Origin of the sequence: Bradyrhizobium hipponense (assembly GCF_008123965.1) — a bacterium.
In the GTDB taxonomy this organism is placed as follows: Bacteria; Pseudomonadota; Alphaproteobacteria; order Rhizobiales; family Xanthobacteraceae; genus Bradyrhizobium; species Bradyrhizobium hipponense.
Genome location: NZ_VSTH01000038.1, coordinates 75,171 through 95,968, shown reverse-complemented (window position 1 = coordinate 95,968; position 20,798 = coordinate 75,171). Strand labels below are relative to the sequence as shown.

Here is a 20,798-nt window from a genome sequence, read left to right as displayed (position 1 = left end):
ACGAGGCATCAGTTCAATTGTTGCATGGAATAAAGGTGCGGACCCGCGGGTGCACGTCGTGCCTACGCAGCAGGGCCCGCTGTGATGCTGGACATCAACGCAGCTTCAGCCTTGCTCACATGCCGCTCCTTGTGACGCAAGGCGTAGAACGAACGCTTCGCCATTTCGCCTTCCAACTGGACCAGCCGCTTTGCCGCGATCGCGTTTTCGACCACCAGATCGGAGATGGCGGCGGCGCAACGGCCCGTCTCAACGGCGGTTCGAATGGCCTCGTTCGAAGCGAGCTCGAGCTGCACCGTGAGGCCGGAAAGGTGTACTCCGCGCTTCTTCAGAGCCCGTTCGAACATGGCACGCGTTCCGGACCCCTTCTCGCGAAGGATCCACGGTGTCGTGGCAATCCAGTCTGGAGGCAGCTTTCTCTGGTTCGCCAGAGGGTGTTGTGGGCCTACGACGGCGACCAGCGCATCGCCGTCGACACGTCGGGCCGATAATGCGGCGTCGTCAATATCGCCTTCGATAAAGCCGAGATCCGCCATGCCCTCGCGAACGTCGGTCGCGACGTGCTCGGTGTTGGCGATCTTCACGTCAAGTTCGATGCCGGGATAGGTGGCCTGGAAAGCCAATAGCCGCGCGGGCAGCCAATAGCTGCCGACCGTCTGGCTTGCGGCGATCACAAGCTTTCCGGCCTTGAGCCCGGCGAAGTCCCGCAGAACCTGCTCGGCCGCATGGGCGCGCGCCAGCACGGCACGGGCTTCTCCGAGAAACGAGCGGCCCATATGCGTGAGCACGATGCCGCGACCGACCCGATCGAATAACTTGACACCATAACGGCCTTCGAGCGCGGCGATCGCTGCGCTCGTGGCTGATTGGGTCAGATTCAGTTCGCGGGCGGCCTGCGTCACGTGCTGCTTGTCGGCGACCGCGGCGAAGATCCGGAGCTGTTCGAGCGTCATGGTCACCCCATGAGTTTGATGAGAGCCAGGCTGAAGATTGCAATGAACAGGAAGGCAAGTGCGCCCAATATAGCCGGACGCAGGCCCTGCGCGTAGAGTTTCGAGATATCGGTCTCTAGGCCCATGGCGGCAAGAGCTATCGTGAGCAGGAAGGTGGACAGGGTGATCGTTGCGTCCCTCATTTCCGACGGAATGGTCACGACACTGTTGACGGCAGTCACCGCGACAAAGCCAATTGCGAACCAGGGCAGGGGTGCCCGTGCCAAGCTGCCGGGCGCGCCTCGGGCCGCAAGCCGTGACCCGACGCTCAGGGCCAGCACCACAGGCGCAAGCAGCATGACTCGCGCAAGCTTGGCGACCGTCGCGATTTCGCCGGCGCGCTGGCTGTTCTGAAAAGAAGCGGCGGCCACCTGCGCAATCTCATGGATGGATGCCCCGCTCCAGAGGCCGTAGGCCCCGCCGTCGAGATGCAGAAGATGCGGCAGCACAGGATAGACGAACATCGCGATCGAGCCGAAGATTGTGACGCAGGCGATCGCATAGGCGACGTCCTCGTCGGACGCCCCGGTGACGCTGTTGGTCGCGACAACGGCCGAAGCCCCGCAGATCGAGGTGCCCGCGGCGATCAGCTCGGTGAGCTTTCGGTCGACGCCCAGGGCGCGGCCGGTTGCGAGGGTAAAAGCGAAGGTGGCAACGAGCGTCCCGACGACGATCAAGAGTCCCTTTGCACCCACGGCTGCAAGTTGAGTCAGCGTGATCTGAAAGCCGAGGAGAACGATCGCGGCACGAAGCAGACGGCGCACGCTGAAAGAAATTCCCGGGGCGGCGAAGGATGGCGTTCCGACCAGATTGCGCACGAATATCCCGATCGAGATGGCGAGGATCATGGGGCTGAACGTGGCAATCCCTGGAACGCCGTGAAGCAATTTGGCGACGAGAGCGATAGCTCCTGCCAGCGCCACCCCGGGGATGACGGCGCGGGCTGATTTCACCCGCGATACGATGGTCTCGCGGATGACGGGTTTGACTGGAGAAGTGCGGAAGTCGATGGCAGAGGTCATTGGCGTTACTCCGGGTTACGCCAAAATTGGTCCGCGGTAATAAATTTATCAAACAGATTGATATTTAAGGTATGATCGAAAAAATCGATCAATTCTCACTAGAGCATATCCCTTAAGTGGACGCTAACGCGTCTGTGATCGGGCCGAAGATCGTGCCCTAGTCATTGTCGCCGTTGGTTTATTTTCAGCCGCGTGCCCGCGAGTGAAGAAACCTTTGCGGCCGTTTGGAATAGAACGCGCGCCGCTTCGTCAAACTCCCATGCGATCAACATGGGAGTTCAGGATGCATCAGCAGTCCCGCAGATTCATTGCGACCCTTGCAAGCAGGTGTCGTTTCCGAAGACCAGGGCTCGCCGCGATCCTGTTGGGCGGGCGGGTCCTGATCGCTTGCGCGATCCCGCCGCTCGCGTTCGCGCATGAAGCCCATCCGGCCGATCCCGCGGCAGGGCTGACCGCCGAGGAATCTGCGTTCCTGAAAGAAAACGACGCGGCGATGACCAAGATGATGAACGACATGGCGGCGAAGCCCAGCGGCGATATCGATCGCGACTTCGTTGCCATGATGAACCCGCATCATCAGGGCGCCATCGACATGGCCGTAATCGAGCTGCGCTACGGCAAGAACGAGCAGCTTCGGCGGATCGCGCAGGAAATCATCGTCGACCAGATGCAGGAGATCGCCGCGATGAAGCTCGCAATCGGCGAGCCGGCGACCGACACGACGCCCGCGCCGACGCAACCGCAGGCCCTCCCTGCCGCGCACGATCACCATCACTCGGGCATGCAGATGGATATGTCCGCCGGAATGAAGCACTAAGGAGCGAAACATGAAAACGTGGAAAACTATCTTGCTGGCGGCAACGATGCTCGCAACCGGGTCCGCTGCGTGGGCCGGGCAAGCGCCCGGTGCGCTGTCCTCGCCCGACATCCCGATCAGCCATCACGACCGGATTTATGCGGCCGAGCAGTTCTCGAACACGGTCTCGGTGACCGATCCCGTCGACAACAAGCTGCTCGGCGTGATCCGGCTGGGCGATCCGCAGCCGCTCAATTTCAGCCCGCTCTACAAGGGGCAGGTGCTCGTCCACGGTATGGGCTATTCGCCCGATCACCACACGCTCGCGGTGGTGTCGATCGGCTCGAATTCGGTCACCTTCATCGACACCGCGACCAACGCGGTCAAACATATGACCTATGTCGGTCGTTCGCCGCATGAGGCATTCTATACGCCGGACGGCAAGGAGGTTTGGGTGACCGTGCGCGGCGAGAACTACATCTCCGTGATCGATGCCAAGAGCTTTGAAGAGAAGACGCGCATCACGACTCCGAGCGGACCTGGCATGCAGATTTTCTCGCCCGACGGCAAGTACGGCTACATTTGCTCGTCGTTCAATCCGGAAACCGATGTCGTCACGGTTGCCGACCACAAGATCGTCGCCAAAGTAAAGCAGGATAGCCCGTTCTGCCCGAACATCGCCGCGACGCCCGACGGCAAGCAGGTCTGGTTCACGCTTAAGGACGTCGGCAAGACGCAGGTATTCGACGCACGTCCTCCGTTCAGCCTCATCAAGACGATCGACACCGGTCCGATCACGAACCATGTCAACTTCGCACACACTTCGAAGGGATCGTTCGCCTATGTCACGATCGGTGGCCTGAATGAAGTCAAGGTGTTCCGCACCGATGATTTCTCGCAGGTCGCGACCATCCCGGTCGGCAATTTGCCGCACGGCGTCTGGCCATCGGGCGATGGATCGCGCGTCTATGTTGGCCTCGAGAACGCCGACGCGCTGGCGGCGATCGATACCGCGACCAACAAGGTGATTGCGAACATTCCGATCGGTCAGGCCCCCCAGGCGATCGCCTATGTCCCCAATGCCGCGCCCAATCCCGACAACCGCGAGAACCTGCAGCCGCTCGGCGTTGCCGGCCAGGTTGCCCATCTCGCCCTTGCACCCAAGCAGCGGACGGGCGACAGCAAGGTGCCGACCAGCGTGTCGCTGTTCGACCAGGGTCTGATCCAGATCCTGCAAGCCTCGGTGACGGGTCTCCAGCCCAAGCAGAAATACGTGCTGGCGCTTTCCGAGCATGAGGACGGCAGCGGCCCGTTGCAGCCGCTCGCAGCGTTCATGACGAACCCGGCAGGATCGGCTATCGTCAACGCTGCTGGCCCGATCCGGCAGATCGTCGATCAGAGGGCAAACGCCGACAGGCGATACCTTGTGATTGCGTCCGGCGAACCGGCCATGCCTGGCGAGGCGATCCAGATTGAGACCCGTTGACGTTCGAGAAGGAACGCAGGCGGAGGGCGAGATGAAGGACATGTTGGTTCAGGTCGAGCCGCTGATCCCCGCCCTCCGCCGCTATGCGCGCGCCCTCTTGCGCAACCGCGCGAACGCGGACGATCTTGTGCAGGACTGCCTGGAGCGCGCTGTCAGCCGCTGGCATCAGAGGCGGGACGGGAGCGTGCGCGCCTGGCTGTTCACGATCCTGCACAACCTCGCGGCGGATCAATTCCGTCAGGCGTCATCGCGCGGCAGGCATGTGCCGATCGAGGAAGCGGGTGAGGGCGAGTTTCGCGGGGCTGCCGCGCAGGAGCATCGGCTCATGTATCAAGACGTACTAGACAAGCTTGCGAAACTGCCGGGGGAGCAGCGAACCGTACTGCTGCTGGTTGCGGTCGAGGATCTCTCTTATGCGGAGGCCGCGAAAGTATTGAATGTCCCGATTGGCACCGTAATGTCGCGCCTGTCGCGGGCACGCGAGAGGTTGCAGCAGGAGCTCGACGGCGTCGCCGATGCGCCAGGGAACGTGGTGACGATGCGGAGGCTGACATGAACAACCGGCCGATCACGGAAGACGACCTCCATGCCTATGTGGATGATGTGCTCGAGCCGGAGCGTCGAGCGGAAGTCGGCTCCTACCTTGCCGATCATCCGGACGTCGCCAAGCGCGTCGCCGGCTTTGCCGATCAACGCGAGCTGTTGCGCGCGGCGCTGGCGCCGATTGCTGACGAGCCGTTGCCACCCGAGCTGAATCTCTCACGCATTGTCGAGGGTCGGAGGCGTCGTTCTCCGCCGGCATGGTGGGCGATCGCGGCGATGCTGCTGCTGAGTGTGGGCGGGTTTGGCGGCTGGGTGATGCGCGGCTCGTTGGAGGCGCCACCTGGCGGTCTGGCGGCGCTCGCGCAGGAAGCGGCCTATTCCTACAATGTCTACGCACCGGATCGGATCCGCCCCGTCGAGGTGCGAGCATCCGACACCACGCAGTTCGTCCAATGGATCTCGAGTCGGCTGAACCGGCCTGTCAAGGTGCCGGACCTGGCGAGTTCAGGCTACCGTCTGATGGGTGGACGCCTGGTCGCGACCCAGCACGGGCCAGCCGCAATGTTCATGTATGACGATGACCACGGCAGCCGGGTCGTCGTGCTGACGCGGCCGATGAGCAGCGCCGACCAGAACGCACCAATGACAGCACAGTCAAATGGCGGCGCCACCGGCTTTGCCTGGGCGGACGACGGCATTGGCTATAGCCTTGTAGGCCCGGCGCCGCTGAACTCGCTGAAGGCTATTGCGAACGAGGTTCGCAGGCAGGCGCGCGCAATCTGAATTGGCGGCCTTAAGTGTGGCGGATCGCATCCCCATGCGATCACCGTCATTGAATAAGAATTTAGGATGTCGAGCCGTGTAGAACAAGGGTTGTCGCCTATCTCTCACGAGAGAGGATCGATTATGATGACAACCAAATTTGTGAGTGCCGCCTTCGTAACTGTGGGGCTGGCGGTCGCGCCCCTTGCTGCGGAAGGGAAGAGCTACACGTATTTGAGGCACGATGTCTCGACGATGCAATCTGCCGCCTATGGGACGTCCGGACTGTCGACACCGCCATCCGGGACCTATGGGACGTCCGGAACGTCTGTCGGAACCCGTCACCGCACCCTCGGTGGGGTCGTACAACTGGCCTTCGGTAGGCGTGACAAACGCTGTGCCCACTTGGCGCAACACCAATCCTCGTGTTCGCAGATAGCGAGAAGTGCCGCCGTCTCGAAGCTCGTTGCGGAGGCGGCGCCACCGTCGATGAGCCCGGTTGGCATTGAGCGATTGTCTGGCCGAGACGCGACGCCTTGCATGCCGTGTGGTGTCATTGTCGTGAGCTGAATCCTCCCGCGAGTTCGCCGTGCCAGGGAATGAATTCGTATTTAATCGAAATCTGAGCGCGGACTCATACTTCCACTCTATCGACAACGTTGCGCGCGGTTCCGAACCACGTTGTCCGGTCCGTGAATGATTGTCGAGCGCCCGCCAAGAGTCGGTCGTCGGAAGTATCGCGCCCCGTGATGTAAGCAGCCCAGGAGTCCTGGCAATGTGCTCTCTTCATCAATTCAGTGCCTTCGCGGCGTCGCGCGGCGAAGGTCTTCACCCGAAATTGCGCGCAGTGCTCGAGCGGGCGGCCGCATCGCCGTTTTCGGAGGTCTCGCTGCGCCACGATGGTCTGGTTCAGGCCGGGCCGGATCCGGATTCGGAAATCGTATCGTCGCGCGCCAAGGTAGTTTTGCTCTCGCGACAGCCGCCAATGAGTAAGCGCGCCTAAATGGAGTTTTAGTGGTGACGGGTTGACCGCGCCCTACTTCTAGATCGTGCGTACAAAGTAAGGAGACGATCATGAACGCCACCACATCGACATCTGCGTTCGCGACCAACCACGACGAATGGATCAGTTGTTCTCACTGGGGCATGTTTGCATTGCCCCCAAAGGCGCGCTGACTTCGCGATCGCGCCAGTTCAAAGCCGGTTCCGGCGAACAGATCATCAGCATGTCTCGACCCAAGTTCCTGCCTGAGAATTTCACCCTGGCGTTGATCGCGACCGTCGTCGCGGCGAGCGAGCTGCCATGCCGCGGCACGGCGGCGCTGGTGGTGGATCACCTCACCGACCTCGCCATTGCCTTGCTGTTCTTCCTGCATGGAGCAAAGCTGTCGCGCGAAGCCGTGATCGCTGCGGCAGGTCACTGGCGGTTGCATTCCCTGGTGCTGCTGACGACATTCGTGCTGTTTCCGCTGTTCGGTCTGGCTTTCAAGCCGATCCTGTCTCCGCTTGCGACGCCGACGCTGTACGCCGGCATCCTGTTCCTCTGCGCCCTGCCATCCACGGTGCAATCCTCGATCGCGTTCACCGCCATCGCCAAGGGTAACGTTCCGGCGGCGATTTGCAGTGCCTCGGCCTCAAGCATCATCGGCATCTTCGTGACGCCGCTCGTGGCAGGTCTCGTACTCTCAAATCACGGCGAAGCTGCCTCAGGCTGGGACGCTATCGGACAGATCACGTTGCAGTTGTTCGTGCCGTTTGTCTGCGGACAACTGCTCCAGCCGTTCATCGGCGGATGGATTGGACGTCATGATGGCATTGTCGGCGCGGTCGACCAGGGATCAATCTTGCTCATCGTCTATTCCGCCTTCAGCGCGGCCGTCAGCGAGGGCTTGTGGCATCAGGTTCCGCCAGCTGCGCTCGCGGGGCTGGTCGTCGCCGACGGCATCCTTCTTGGCGCCGCCCTGATCACGACCGGACTTCTCGGCAAATGGTTGGGCTTCAATCGTGCCGATCGCGTGGCCATTATCTTCTGTGGCTCGAAGAAGAGCCTGTCCCAGGGCGTTACCATGGCCAAAGTTATCTTTGCTTCCCACGGGGCGGGTGCAGTGATCCTCCCACTGATGGTCTTCCATCAGATTCAATTGATGGTCTGCGCGGCGCTGGCCCAGCGATGGGGTCGTCGTGCAGAGCTCTCTGCACCCGCCTCGGCCGGCGCCAGGTCCGTTGTGATGCGCTGACGAAAGCCGTCCCGACGGTTTTCACCTGCCCATGAAAGGGACAGGCTGATCGGCGCCTTTGGCCTCTTGCACGGATTCGGGCAAATTGAAAAGGAGGCCGCCACCCGTGCCTTATCTCTTTAGGCGGTGGTCACAATCGAAAATTCCGGCAGGGACGATTGCTGGTGTGGCCGATCAATGCAGCGCGATGGAGATCGTATGATGTCTGCAGTCCCGACCCGCCTCGTTGGGCTACCTGGTAGTCTCCGCAAGGAATCGTTTTCGCGCGCAACCCTCGCCAGTTTGCGCGGTAGCCTTCCAAGCAGGACAAGCCTCGAGATATTGAGCCCGGAGCTTCCACTCTACAATGAGGATGAGGATGGAAATCATGCTTCCCTCAAGGTGCGGCAGTTTCGGAATGCGGTGGCGAACAGCGCCGGCTTGATCATCGTCACACCGGAATACAACCACGGCATGCCGGGGGTCCTGAAAAATGCGCTGGACTGGGCGTCCCGCCCATATGGGAAGTCCGTTCTGATCGACAAGCCAGTCTTAGTGATATCTGTGTCTCCAGCCTTCACCGGTGGTGTTCGCGCCCACGCGCAGGTCAACGAGACGCTGCTTTCAATCCCCGCTCGCCTCGTTGGCGGAGCGCAGGTCGTCATCGGGAACGTCACGAAAAAGGTGTCGGACGGGGTGCTGGATCAATCGTTCCTCAGCTTTGCAATGCAGTCCGTCAATCGATTGATCGAGCTTTCACGGAGCGCCTCGGCACTGGCCGCAATCGGGGCGCTTCAGTAGACGTCTGGGTCGCCAAGGCTATATGGAAGATGTTTGGGTTGAAGAAGGGCGAATCTGACTTTTGCTTTCGGGGCAAACGCCTACGCTTCCTGTCACGGACAACGCGAAGCCGCGCTATGGCTCCTTCATGATCTCGATCGCGAAGATGACGGGCCATTCGCGGAGTAAGCTTTTATCGGAGGCGAAACCTATTTTCCGGCCGAAGCTCGACCGGTAGATTTAGGTCCGAATAGGTCGAAAACGCCTTTTGTTTCAATGGGGATTGACTGACACTCTCTGCCGCACTGCTTCTCCACTGTGTCCGGCTGTGCGAACTTAGATTTCGCTGGCTTTGATTGGCTGGACCTGGCTCAAACTTTCCCATGATGGATTGGACCTACTGAGGATTGAAGCAGCGTTCTTCATAACGCGCGGGGCTTCCGAAATGATCCCCTCGTCATTCACGCAACTGAGCGCATTAAGACCGGTCTCCCAGCGGAGTTAGTTCCGTCGGGGCGGGCGCGGGATCGCGCACGCCCGAGCCAATCCTGCAGCGCATGATCTTGGTTATCCCTTACGCGCGTTTTCCCATCGGCCCCACGTTTCCATTCCTCCGCGGCACCAGGGACACGACTGCCGCCCTTGCGAGGTCTTCCAAGGCGGTCGCAATGTATTTCGCGTAGTGCCGCTCGATCATTTTGACTGAGGTGTTGTGCAGTTTGGCGACCTGTTGGATGGGCAAGCCCTTTCGCAGACCGCGCACGATGCTCGAGTGCCGCAAAGCATAGGGAATCACCTCCGGCATACCGGCGTGCTCGCGAATGGCCTTCCAGGGACGTGCAAGTTCGCCCCTTTTCCACGGACCGCGTTCAGACTTCTTCCATGCGATGCCCCCCGGCTCCTGTTCATGGATCCATCGCTCGAAAAGAGGGGCATCGCTTGGCCGCCCGGCGATTGCGGGCAAAAGCACCTCAATCACATCGTCGCCCACTGGGATCGGGTCTGAGCCGCCATTGCCGCCGCGTCCCTTGTAGGAGCCCGGCACCATCAAACGTCGAGCAGAAACCTGTACGTCGCCCACGCGCATTCGCCTGACCTGGGCATACCGCGCGCCGGTCGCGGCCAGACATACGACGATCCGATATAGGTCGCCATCAAATCCTTGCTCCTGATCGACTTCACACGCAGCTTGAAGGATGCCGCCAACCTCCTCATCCGTGAGAATCTGGTTATCCCGAGCAACGGACGCATCATCGTCATCATCGATCCGCTCGGCTTTGAAGCCGGCCTTCACAATGGCGAGGAACGTCGGGTTTAGTTTCTTCCGATCTGCGGAAAGCCGCGGCCACGCGGCATTTAGTGCGGCCTTGAGGTCATTCGCGAACCGCTGCTTGGTCGTGACCTTTAGGTCCTCCGGCAAACCCTCACGCCACGTTATCAAGTCGTCTTCTGTCAAGGCATGCAGAGGCACCGATGCGAGAGGAGCCGATCCCACAGCTTCCTGATTGCCGCGCTTTTCTTGACCAAGAACGTAGCGCCGCAGCTTGGTACCGGCATCGGATCGGACGTCGCGACCTGTTCGGCGTCTTTCTCGAGCGTCGCGTTCCTTGACATATGATTCAACGGCCGATCGTACGGTAGGAGCCGGACCCGCCGCCTGCGACGCGGCTTCTGTTCTGGCTCGAGCTACGGCCTCCCGTGCCGTTCTCACGGCCTGTGCGAAGGTCAGAATCCCGGCGGCGGGCTTGTCATTGATGTCGTTGGCGACGCCGACTGGCAGCTGCTTGTAGTTGCCGCCTTCGTGGTGATTACGCCAGCGGACAAACCAAACGCCGCTTTGTTTTCCTTTGCGATAGCCCAGATGCGCTTCCGCATCGAGGCGACGCCAATGCACGCCAGGTCCCAGCCTGGAGCGCGCATTAGCCGTCGTGACCTGAGCCTCGGTGAGTGTCTTCGACCATAGCGTTCGTTGCACTGTTATACGTCGAATATCTGTCGAATATAAGACGTGTACGTCGGCGGACAATACCGGACTTTGTACATTGAATTTATTGAAATAATCGGACATCGGCGAACGCTGGCGGATGGAGAGGGACCCATTATTTGGCTCTCTCAAGGCTGAAACAGGGTTCGATTCCCCTAGGGAGCGCCGCAACGGGCGAAGATGAGAACTACGTCTACGCTATACCACTCTGAATGCAGGGTGCTGTCGGACACTTGCTGACCGGCGGCCCACTGCCGGATATTGATGATCACCACGTTTTCCGCTCGTCGGCGGAAACGCGGGTCCTCAGAAGTACCGACATATCGAGGCCGGTTTTGCAGCCATCGCTTTCGCCGACCATAGAGCCGCCGGCTTCTTGCCGGCTCGGCTCAATCGGGCGCGAGGCGGGCCGCTATGAAGTGGGTCACCTTAGGGGCGCCCGCAGCGCCGAACTCGCGGATGGCATCCTGCACGACCTTGTCGGTGTTCGTCACGCGCTGGTGCTGTCGGAGATGCTCAAGCCAAGACGCCACCATGAACGTTTCCAAGAAGCGTCCGCTCTCCGCGGCATCCTCAAAGACGTCCCATGAATAGGCGCCGTCCCGCTGGCGTTGCTGGCCCAGGTCTCGGATTGCGGCGAGGAAACCGTCACGCTTCTCCGGATTGATCTGATATTCGACCGTGACCAGTACCGGCCCGCGGTCGGCATTCGCGTCGACCGCGAGCACGGGGGCTGGCCAATGCATGGAGGGCGCGAGGTCCACCCCCTGGCCGCCCTGCAGCTTCCAGCGCCAAGTCAGCGCGATGCCCGCTACCGCTCCGGCGGCCGCGATGAAGTGCGCCGCGGGCAGGCCGAACGCCGAGGCAAGCTGCCCCCACAGCGCACTGCCGGCTGTCATCGCGCCGAAGAACACGGTCACGAACATGGCCAGCCCACGCCCGCGCACCCAATCGGGCAGGGACATCTGGACCGAGACGTTCAGGCTCGCGAGAACGGCGATCCATGACATGCCTGCGAGGAGGCAGGCCGCGAAGCCGAGCGCGGAATAACGTGCGACACCGAGCAGGACCAGGCAGGCCGCCGTGCCGAGCGTGCCGGCCGCGACGAGCCGGTCGGGTCCCAGAGCCGCCTTCAGCCATGGCAGCGTAAATGCGCCGCCGACGGCACCGATGCCGATCGCGCCGAGCAGAATGCCGTAGAGTTCGGGACCGCCCGCGATCTGATTGCGCGCGACGAGCGGGAGTAGGGCCCAATATGCGCTGGCGAAGAAGAAGAACGCCACCGCTCGTATGAGAGTCGCGCGCAGAACGGAGTTGTATCGCGCGTGCCGAAAGCCGATCACGAGGGCACCGGTCAGGCGCTCCGGCGGAAGTCTGCTTCCTTGCGATGTCGGTGGGCGCCACCAGAGCAGGGCGCCGATCACGGCGAAGTTGCTCAATGCGTTGATCCAGAACGGCGCCGCGATGCCTAGTACGCCGATCACGACGCCACCGAGCGCCGGTCCGATTGCCCTGCTGATATTGACACCGACGCCGTTGGTCGCCACCGCCGCAGCCAGGTCTTGCTTCGGGACAAGCTGAGGCACGATTGATTGCCATGCGGGAGCGGTGAAAGCCGAACCCGCACCGAGGAGGAATGTGAGCAACAGCAGGATCGACGGATTGATCAGGTCGAGCCAGACCAGAACCGCGCTCACCGCCGCGACGACGGTGAGTAGGATTTCCGATCCGATGAGAAAGCGGCGCCTGTCGACGATATCGGCCAGAGCGCCGGCGGGCAGCGCGAAAAGGAACATGGGAAGGCTGCTCGCGACCTGGACCAGGGAGACCGTGAGTGGATCCGGATTGAGGCTCGTCATTAGCCATCCGGATGCCGCGTTGTACATCCAGGTGCCGACATTGGCGACGACGGTCGCGATCCAAACAACCGCAAACGCCTTGTGTCGGAACGCGATCCAGGGCGACGCGCTCCGCGTTAGATCTTCGTCAATCTTTGTCATGTGCTTTGCTGTGGCAAATCGCACCCTTTCGCTCTGGCGCAACGAAGGATCGAAAGGTGCAAGGGATCGGCTAGAAGCGAGGCTACACCACCTAGGGCGAAGGGTGGATCATGTCGCGAGCATATGCGAGGCCGATTCCGTACCCGCCGCCGTGGGTTTCCACGATAGATCGAGCTCCGTCGTAAGTTTCCCGACGCGTCCAGTCCCGCTGAAATTCCAGAAGAACCTGGATCCATGATGTCATATGTGCGCCTGCGTCACTCATGCGTCGCAAGGCGAGATCATGACTCACGGGAGTGAGACCACCGCACGCGTCGCCAACCACAAAAACGTCAAGGCCCTCGTGAAGCGCTGAAAGTACCGGAAACGAGACGCAGGCTTCTGTCAGAAGGCCAGAAACGATCAGGCTTCGCTTGCCTGTTTGAACTACCGCTGTTCGAGCCGCGTCATCTTCCCACAAATTCATGTTCCGGCGTTCGATGGGTTGGATATCGGGAAGAATCTCCCGAATCGCCGGCATCAGCGGACCGCTGTAGACCTTGGAGGCCGACGTTGATGCGACAATCGGTAGCCCAAACACCTTAGCGGTTCGTGTGAGCGCAATCGTGTTGTTGAGAAGCACCTGACGGTCAATCGATCCGACCCCGAATGCGAGGCCAGCCTGCTGATCGATCAGAACTAGAGCACAATCGCTGGGTTGCAGCAGAGTCTTACTGTCGTTCATGACGTGAACCTCTCTCCGAAGTGCGCTGTTGAGTTCTCGGGGATTCCAAGTTCGTTCAAACAGACGGCAGTCGAGCAGCCTATATGAACCGGTCCCCCGGCTCTTGAACAATTGGACTGCGCGGTTCGGGCAGGAAGCTCTTCCCTTGTGTTGGCCAGCAGTTGGGGCCGGCGACCACGGTTCAGACGCGCGGGTCTGGCCTGCGAGCCGAAGGACGCGCCTCCTCCGGAGAGGCTACTCGTCGCAATTCGTCGAGCAGAGTCTTGGCGCGCCGGAATGGTACGGCCTCAAGGCCCTCTGCGAATTTTCCGAGCGTTCGATCCAGTACCGCCGAAGCTTCTTCGTCTTGGTGCTTTCGACGCAAGAAATTTGCAAGACTCTCGGCCGATCTAAGCTCCCATCCAAGGGCCCCCTGCCGTACGGAAACTTCGATCGATTCACGCAAATTGACCTCGGCCGACTGCGAGTCGGGACCCTCCAATGCGGCCAGGACGTCTCCGTGAATCCTCAGGGCATCCGGTAGCAACCAGAGAGCATCGGTCGCCTTTGTTCGCTCCAGGCACTCCGCCGACGCCAACAGTCCCTCTTCGGGGCGACGATCAACCACCAGGAGCTCCGCCAAGCGCCCGAGGAATGGAATGGACACATTGTCGTATTGGGCGCCGCTTAGCTTCGAGAGCGCCTCCCGCAACAACCTTTCGGCGGGCTCGATCTCGCCTCTCAGGAAAAGCAACCTGCCTTCGAAACCGATCGAGGCAAACACATAGCTCTTGATGTTGTTGTCCTGAGCCACTTGCTTGAACCTCTGTATAGCGCCGGCCGCCCGGTCCAGGTCCTCCAGGCTCAGGAACAGAGAAGCCCCGCACCAACTTAACGCCTGACAGATCGACGTCGGATTGCCGGTCTCTTCTGCCTCGGAATGCGCCGAAAGGCAGGCCCGAACGGTTCGATCGAAACGTCCAAGATTCCAATAGGCCCGCGCCATCACGCATTGCGCATAGATCGAGTGGTTCAGACCCCAGCGGCCTATATGCGAGGCGTCGCTGTGAGTTCGGAAATATTCGTGCGCCTCGCGCGCAAGGTTCAGGGCCGTCGCATACTCCGCTCGGAAAAAGAGCGAGGCGCTCTTCACGCTCTTCGTCATCGCGACGGCCGCGGGCTCGCCGGCGTCCGCCACGAGCCTTTCGATCCTTTTCGTTCCTTCCAACGCCCCCTTGAAGTCGCCGCGCCGGTGCAGGAAGAGCACGAGGCCCAGCCGGGCCCGAAGCTCCCATTGCCGATCACCGAGCTGCCCCGCCAGCTCGATCGATCTGTTCAGAGCTTCTCGCGACCGACTCGTCATCCCCTCGGTGAACATCACGGCGAGTCCGAAAGCGGCCTTCAGAATCATTTCGCTTCGTTCGCTTTCGGCGGTGGCTTCGAGAGCCTCGATCGCTTTCGTCGTCCAGACGATGCACTCCGTCAGGAGCGAGTTCTCCAACCAAACAGGCACAGCGGCGGCCGTGAGCGCAACGCCCGCCTGCGGCCGGCAGCCGGGCGAGAACGCCCAGTTCAGGATCCCGCGCACGTTATCGAGTTCCTGGACCGCTTCCCTGAGCGTTTGCACCCGCTTCGGTCCATCGGCGCACTTGCGCAGCATCTCGGTGAGGCAAGAGGCGAGGCGGACGGCGAGTTCGTCCCGCTCCGATTTCTCGATCAGCTTCGCAAGCACGAACGCTTTTGCGATTTCCAACAGCCGAAATCTGGCGCCCTCGGAGCCGACGTCGACGGCGAGCAGCGATTTGCAGACCAGATCCGCGAGGATCGATGCGGTATCGATCCGCTCTCTCGCTGGAATCACGGAGACGGCCGCATCGAGCGTGAAGCTGCCGGAAAAGATCCCGACGCAGCGGAGGACGTATTGTTCGTCCTCGCTTAGAAGTTGGTAGCTCCACTCGAGCGCCGCTGCGATGGTGCGGTGTCGTGCCGGGCTTCCGCGGTGGGAGTCCGCGAGCAGGTGCATGCGGTCCTCGATCCTCGCGGCTAACCCCTTGACGCCGAACGCATCGACGCGCGCGGAGGCGACCTCGATCGCGAGCGGGTTGCCGTCCAGTCCTCGGCATATCTGCGCCGCGAAGGCGGCGTTGGCATCGGTGAGCTCGAAACCATTGACGATCGCGGCCGCCCGCTCGACGAACAACTGAACCGCCGGGTAGCTCGAGACGTCCTTCGCGCCGAGGGTCGCTGCCATCGGAGGCACTTCCAGGGGAGGGAGCCGGAAGACCTGCTCGCCTTCGATGCGCAGCGGCTCCCTGCTTGTGATCAGCGCCTTGATGTCGCCGGAGCCGCGCAGCAGCTCACGGATCGCCGCCGCCGCCCCGTCGATCAGATGCTCGCAATTGTCGAATACCAGAAGCAGGTTCTTGTAGCGTAGCGCGGCGGCGATGCCGGACAGCATGTCGCTCGAGCGGACGTCGATCGGGAGCGCGGATGCAATCACGCTCGGAATCAGCGAGGCATCCGCGATCGATCCGAGGTCAATCAGCCAAACGCCATGCCGAAACTGCGACAACATCGTTTCCGCAAGTTGAAGCGCGATTGCGGTCTTTCCGACGCCCGGCGGCCCGACGATGCTCACGAGGCGGCCGTCGGTCAATTTTCGTTTCACCGCCTGAAGCGCTTCTGCGCGTCCGACCAACCGGGTCAACTGTGCCGGCAGGTTGTGGGCCTCAGGCGAGGCTGGCTGGTCGAAACCCGCGCGACCCTCTTCCAGCACCTTTAGGGGGGCGACGAAACGGTATCCACGTCCCGGGCTGTTCACGATGTACTGATTGGCGGTATCGTCCTCGCCAAGGGCGCGGCGAAGCGCCGCCACCTGCACGGTAAGGTTCGCTTCGACGACGAAGGTATCGGGCCAGGCGATCTCGACGAGTTCGCGCTTGCTCACCAGTTCCCCTGCGCGCTCGACGAGCGCGATCAGGATCTCGATGGCTTTGCCGCCAAGGCGAACGACGCGGTCGCCCTCAAGCAAGACCCGCTTGGAGGTGGAAAGGCGAAACGGCCCGAAGAGGAATGTGCGCTCTGGTCTGTTGTCGCGATCGGACATCCTTCAATCAGTCGTCGGCTTTTCGTAAGGGTCTTCCTTACGCCACCGGCGGGAGAGTGTCCATCCATCGAGGTCGCTCGAACAGACACATCAGAGGTCGCGCAGGACCTGCACGGCAACCGCTTTTCGGCGCGCGATGATCGCGGTCATCGTGATGCGTTCGGCTTCGACCGCGGACAGTGTCGCCAATTCCACTGCGACCGTGGCCAGTTGCTCGATCATGTCGGCGCGCGCGTGAAGCTGCGCCGTCTGTCGCCTGGCTACCCATCTGGACAGCGTTTCGGCCACGAGTGCGGCGTCGCGTTCAAGGCCGGCCTGCAGCATCTCGCGGAGCTCTGCTGCGCGCTCGGAAAACTCCTTCATGGGAGCGTGCATTCCTTCCAACCGGCCCGCGAGTTCCGCATCGTTGGCGATGGCGGCCCCCGCGAACAGTCCGTTGATGTTGTCAAGGCTTGCCTGCAGACGAAACAGATGGAGACGCAAATCTTCGCCAAATTGTGTCAGGTTGTTCATCGCATCCGCGTCCTTCGAGAACGCCACACTCTTTCGCGAGGACTGGTCGAAGCCAAGTAAAATGTTCCAAAAAAGCCAGCCCGGACTGCCGCTTTCTGGGGCAAATCCTGTCTCGGAAATTTTGGAACGATTTATTTCCCTAGCGACGGTCCGGCGAATAACACCAGAACCTGAAGATGAGAGGTCGAGGATGCCGACGATCAGGACGAAGGACAACGTCGAGATCTTTTACAAGGACTGGGGCTCTGGCCAGCCGATCGTGTTCAGCCATGGTTGGCCGCTGTCGTCGGACGACTGGGATGCCCAGATGCTGTTCTTCCTCGATCACGGGTATCGCGTCATCGCCCACGATCGCCGGGGTCACGGCCGCTCGACCCAGGTGGCGGAAGGCCACGACATGGACCACTACGCCGACGATCTCGCGGCTCTGACCGCTCACCTCGATCTGAAGAATGCGATCCACGTCGGGCATTCCACCGGCGGCGGCGAAGTTGTGCACTATCTGGCGCGCCACGGCGAGAGTAGGGCCGCCAAGGCGGTGATAATCGCGGCCGTGCCGCCGCTGATGGTGCGAACTGCGTCCAATCCCGGCGGCCTGCCCAAGGAAGTATTCGACGATTTCCAGAAACAAGTCGCCGACAACCGCTCGCAGTTCTACCGGGAGGTCGCGGCCGGCCCGTTCTACGGCTACAACCGCCCCGACGCGAAGCCGTCGGAAGCGGTGATCCAGAACTGGTGGCGCCAAGGCATGATGGGCGGAGCAAAGGCCCACTACGACGGCATCGTCGCGTTCTCGCAGACCGACTTCACTGAAGATCTCAAGAAAATCTCCGTTCCCGTGCTGGTGATGCACGGCGACGACGACCAGATCGTGCCCTATGCCGACTCCGGACCGTTGTCGGCGAAGCTTCTGAAGAACGGCACTCTCAAGACCTACAAGGGTTTCCCGCATGGCATGCCGACGACACAAGCCGCCATCATCAACGCTGACTTGCTCGCTTTCATTAGAAGCTGAACTGCGGAACCGACCATTTGCGTGGGCTTTCTTCATGAGCGCACGGATCCGCCCGAGGACTTCACTCGCTCGATGCCCGTCCCCAACGATGCGAGCGAGCGCCTGTCCGACGATGGCCATCTTCAGCGGAAGCGGCCCCTTCGGTCGTCCTGTCGAGTTCGGGCCACGCCCGTCGGTTTACATACCAAGGCATACTTCCAAGGGCCGATCCTTACTACCATTACCGGTGCCGCATCGTTCGCCCGGAGAACTGTGTCGCTCATGACCGCCCCGCACGACCAGGCTCAGGCGCAGTCCGCTTTGCGGGATCACGCAGACCCCTCGGTGTGGAAGCGTCCGTTCGTCCCGAAGCGGGAAGGCACGACGGTGAAAAGTCTCCATTCTCGATCCTGGAGCGGGCTTACCGCCAGCGTGACCGAACTTGTCTGCACCAGGTCATACTGCGCAGAGCTGTGTTACGATTGCGCCCGGTTGTCGATAATGCTCGACCTTGTCGGCAACCTTCCGGAATTGCGTAGCGAAAAGCGGCGGCGCGGCCCGGATCCGGCAAATGCGATCCACAACATGAATTTTGCGCCTGCCAAGATGGAGACGTGGGCGCTGGGCAACGAGACGCGCTACATGCGTCACATCTCCTTCACGTTCGCAGAGGACGCGTTCAAGCAGTTGGGGGCCGAGGAAATCGGCCCCTCCGCATTCGCCCCGCGTCTGTTGTTCCACGATCCTGCACTTTTCCATATCGCAAGGCTGTTCGAAGCCGAGTGCAGTCGGGAAGACGATTCTCCGCGGCTGTACGGCGACAGTTTGTCGGTAGCGCTGCTCCTGCGCCTCGCGGCCTTCGGGAAGGCGTCCCGAATGCCGGCCAGGGGCGGGCTGCGGCCCCGCCGCCTGCGGATGGTCACCGACTATCTGCGAGACCATCTTGCGGATAACGTTGGTTTGCTCGAACTCGCGAACATCGCTCAGTTGTCACGATCGCATTTCTGCCGGGCTTTTCGAGCGTCCACCGGTCTGTCGCCCCATCAATGGCTGCTCATTGCGCGCATAGAGAAGGCGAAGGAGCTGCTGGTATCAGATATGCTTCCGATCTCGGAAATAGCGCTCCTCACGGGATTCGCCGACCAGGCCCATCTGAGCAGGCATTTCAGCCGGACAGTCGGTTCTAGCCCTGGTGCGTGGCGCCGCCAAGCAGCCTCTTAAGTCCAGATCGTTGGAGCAAGCTCTTCCCCCACTGCCAATCCGATCCCTTCGAGCTCAAGAGCACATCAGCGGAAGAGGGCCGAAAGGAAAATCCGGGCCATGAGTTCGTCCCGCTTGCGGGCAACTCGGCTGCGCGGCACACGCTCGCAAATCACGCGAGCCCCCGCTTCGGTCAGGCATTTCTCGATCTGTAGCGCGGTTTCGTCTGCTGATCCAACGCCCTCTAGCGTGGTCAGCAGCACGTCCATTCCACCGAGGTTCGTAGCCGGCGAACGCATGGTGTGTGTAGGGTTGATGATGACTGCAGCGCTTATCGCATCTGCATGGCAAGCGATCAGAGCGAGCGCAGCGTCCGCTCCTTCGGCGTGGCCGACCACGACCACGGGGACCAGCGTGAGTTCGTGGGTATGCATTGCACTCCGAATCGACAGAGCTAGACCATTGGCAAAATCTCTCGATACGGTCCGGCCGTTAGCGGCGGAGCGCGGGGTCGACACCGCCAGAATTCCCGAGCCGGCGCTGACAGATCTGCAGAAGTGCAAGAAGCCAAAGGGGCTATCCGCCCAACCTGGGATAGCCAGCAACAAAGGCGCACTTTCGTCGCTGCCAGGATGAAACCTGCAGATTGTTTCCAATCGCTCCAAAGGGAGGCCTCTTGCGTAATTCGACGTCGTCTAGTGCCGGGACGGTCGCCTGCGTCCCGCACAAATAGCCTCATCCATGTGCGGTATTTCGTGATGGCTGTATCGCGGAAATTGCGCAAGACAGGCAGAACGTGAGCCGTTTGTTCAAAATGCGCTTCGTTCGTTAGCGACCGCCGGACGCATCCGTAATATCACTTGGCTCCAAGAGCATACGCCCTCGTTCTGCCGAGGCGATTGCAGCGGAGTTACACATGTGTTCCCGACAGCAAGCATACGCCGGTCGCGGCGATCTGCATGGACTCGGGCGCACCTGGTTTCGTCGCTGCGCATCGCACTCAGTTTCCACCAGCCCGCTCACATGAGCGATTCATCACATGAAGGAGATCAAAATGTCGAAACTCGATATGCTCACCCCCGACAACAGCGCCATCGCACTAATCGACTATCAGCCGGCGATGTTCCAGGGCGTTCAGTCGCATGACCGTCTGGTCACGATCAATAACGTCCAGATCCTCGCAAAGGCCGCCAAACTGTTCAAAATCCCGACCGTGCTGACCACGGTGGCCAGGGATTCGTTTTCCGGACCGTTCATTCCGGAAGTCACCTCGCTGTTTCCGAAGCACGACGTCATCGACCGCACGTCCATGAATTCCTGGCTCGATGCGAACTTCCGAAAGGCGGTGGCTGCCACCGGTCGCAAGAAATTCGTGCTGGCCGGTCTCTGGACTGAGGCCTGCGTGATCTTTCCGACCTTGGACATGCTGAAGGAAGGTTATGAGATCTACATTGCCACCGATGCTTGCGGCGACCTTTCGCTCGAAGCCCATAACCGGGCAGTGGAGCGCGCGATCCAGGCGGGAGCGATCCCCATCACCTCATCGCAGTACGCCTACGAGCTTCAGCAGGACTGGGCGCGCACCGAGACTTACGAAGGCATGATGGACATCCAGCGTGCGCATTCGCCGTACGGAATTCAGATCCGGTTCTCGAAGTGGGCGCTGGGCGAGCACGCATCGGAGGCGGGACCCAAGTAAGG

At 61.2% G+C, this 20,798-nt stretch carries 17 protein-coding genes and 1 pseudogene; 10 read left to right on the top strand and 8 right to left on the bottom strand.

The window, feature by feature from the left end; translation table 11 throughout:
• Positions 1 to 62 precede the first annotated feature (62 nt).
• On the bottom strand, positions 63 to 953 hold the full coding sequence (locus FXV83_RS12325) for a LysR family transcriptional regulator (RefSeq protein WP_148739438.1): 891 nt from the start codon (positions 951 to 953) through the stop codon (positions 63 to 65).
• Between the two features lie 2 nt (positions 954 to 955).
• A complete protein-coding gene (locus FXV83_RS12320; RefSeq protein ID WP_187435853.1) occupies positions 956 to 2,014 on the bottom strand; it encodes a YeiH family protein in 1,059 nt (352 codons plus the stop codon).
• A gap of 283 nt (positions 2,015 to 2,297) precedes the next feature.
• On the opposite strand from FXV83_RS12320, the gene FXV83_RS12315 reads away from it, so the two are divergent.
• From FXV83_RS12315 to FXV83_RS12285, 7 genes and pseudogenes are all read left to right on the top strand, one after another.
• A complete protein-coding gene (locus tag FXV83_RS12315) occupies positions 2,298 to 2,831 on the top strand; it encodes a DUF305 domain-containing protein (RefSeq protein WP_187435852.1) in 534 nt (177 codons plus the stop codon).
• 10 nt (positions 2,832 to 2,841) lie between these two features.
• Entirely contained in the window at positions 2,842 to 4,296 is a 1,455-nt protein-coding gene (locus FXV83_RS12310; RefSeq protein WP_148739436.1) for a YncE family protein, read from the top strand.
• 31 nt (positions 4,297 to 4,327) lie between these two features.
• A complete protein-coding gene (locus FXV83_RS12305; RefSeq protein WP_148739435.1) occupies positions 4,328 to 4,852 on the top strand; it encodes a sigma-70 family RNA polymerase sigma factor in 525 nt (174 codons plus the stop codon).
• Complete coding sequence (locus tag FXV83_RS12300; protein WP_148739434.1) at positions 4,849 to 5,622, top strand: anti-sigma factor family protein; 774 nt, start codon at positions 4,849 to 4,851, stop codon at positions 5,620 to 5,622. The genes FXV83_RS12305 and FXV83_RS12300 overlap by 4 nt, the downstream gene beginning before the upstream one ends.
• Before the next feature lie 123 nt (positions 5,623 to 5,745).
• Positions 5,746 to 6,040, top strand: a pseudogene (locus tag FXV83_RS45405) (hypothetical protein).
• 787 nt (positions 6,041 to 6,827) lie between these two features.
• Positions 6,828 to 7,838, top strand: coding sequence for a bile acid:sodium symporter family protein (locus FXV83_RS12290; protein ID WP_148739433.1), 1,011 nt, complete (start codon positions 6,828 to 6,830; stop codon positions 7,836 to 7,838).
• Between the two features lie 198 nt (positions 7,839 to 8,036).
• Positions 8,037 to 8,618: an NADPH-dependent FMN reductase gene (locus FXV83_RS12285; protein WP_148739432.1), complete on the top strand. Its 582-nt coding sequence runs from the start codon at positions 8,037 to 8,039 to the stop codon at positions 8,616 to 8,618.
• A gap of 553 nt (positions 8,619 to 9,171) precedes the next feature.
• Here FXV83_RS12285 and FXV83_RS12280 read toward each other — a convergent pair.
• From FXV83_RS12280 to FXV83_RS12260, 5 genes are all read right to left on the bottom strand, one after another.
• A complete protein-coding gene (locus FXV83_RS12280) occupies positions 9,172 to 10,665 on the bottom strand; it encodes a tyrosine-type recombinase/integrase (protein WP_235939458.1) in 1,494 nt (497 codons plus the stop codon).
• A gap of 305 nt (positions 10,666 to 10,970) precedes the next feature.
• Positions 10,971 to 12,581 (bottom strand): MFS transporter, encoded by a 1,611-nt coding sequence (locus tag FXV83_RS12275; protein ID WP_187435857.1) that lies wholly within the window; start codon positions 12,579 to 12,581, stop codon positions 10,971 to 10,973.
• Between the two features lie 91 nt (positions 12,582 to 12,672).
• Complete coding sequence (locus FXV83_RS12270) at positions 12,673 to 13,305, bottom strand: hydrolase (protein WP_148739431.1); 633 nt, start codon at positions 13,303 to 13,305, stop codon at positions 12,673 to 12,675.
• Positions 13,306 to 13,486: 181 nt separating this feature from the next.
• Complete coding sequence (locus FXV83_RS12265) at positions 13,487 to 16,390, bottom strand: ATP-binding protein (RefSeq protein WP_148739430.1); 2,904 nt, start codon at positions 16,388 to 16,390, stop codon at positions 13,487 to 13,489.
• Positions 16,391 to 16,480: 90 nt separating this feature from the next.
• Positions 16,481 to 17,119 (bottom strand): hypothetical protein, encoded by a 639-nt coding sequence (locus FXV83_RS12260; RefSeq protein WP_148739429.1) that lies wholly within the window; start codon positions 17,117 to 17,119, stop codon positions 16,481 to 16,483.
• Here FXV83_RS12260 and FXV83_RS12255 point away from each other — a divergent pair.
• On the top strand, positions 17,094 to 17,918 hold the full coding sequence (locus FXV83_RS12255; protein WP_148739428.1) for an alpha/beta fold hydrolase: 825 nt from the start codon (positions 17,094 to 17,096) through the stop codon (positions 17,916 to 17,918). The genes FXV83_RS12260 and FXV83_RS12255 overlap by 26 nt on opposite strands.
• Before the next feature lie 480 nt (positions 17,919 to 18,398).
• Positions 18,399 to 19,118 carry an AraC family transcriptional regulator gene (locus FXV83_RS12250; RefSeq protein WP_187435851.1) on the top strand — a complete coding sequence of 240 codons (720 nt, stop codon included), beginning with the start codon at positions 18,399 to 18,401 and terminating at the stop codon, positions 19,116 to 19,118.
• Positions 19,119 to 19,183: 65 nt separating this feature from the next.
• On the opposite strand, the gene FXV83_RS42605 is transcribed toward FXV83_RS12250, so the two are convergent.
• The gene (locus FXV83_RS42605; RefSeq protein WP_187435850.1) at positions 19,184 to 19,531 is read right to left on the bottom strand and encodes a hypothetical protein; all 348 of its coding nucleotides are present in this window, start codon (positions 19,529 to 19,531) and stop codon (positions 19,184 to 19,186) included.
• Between the two features lie 620 nt (positions 19,532 to 20,151).
• Between FXV83_RS42605 and FXV83_RS12240 the strand changes: the two genes are divergently transcribed.
• Positions 20,152 to 20,796 (top strand): hydrolase, encoded by a 645-nt coding sequence (locus FXV83_RS12240; protein WP_148739427.1) that lies wholly within the window; start codon positions 20,152 to 20,154, stop codon positions 20,794 to 20,796.
• Positions 20,797 to 20,798 lie beyond the last annotated feature (2 nt).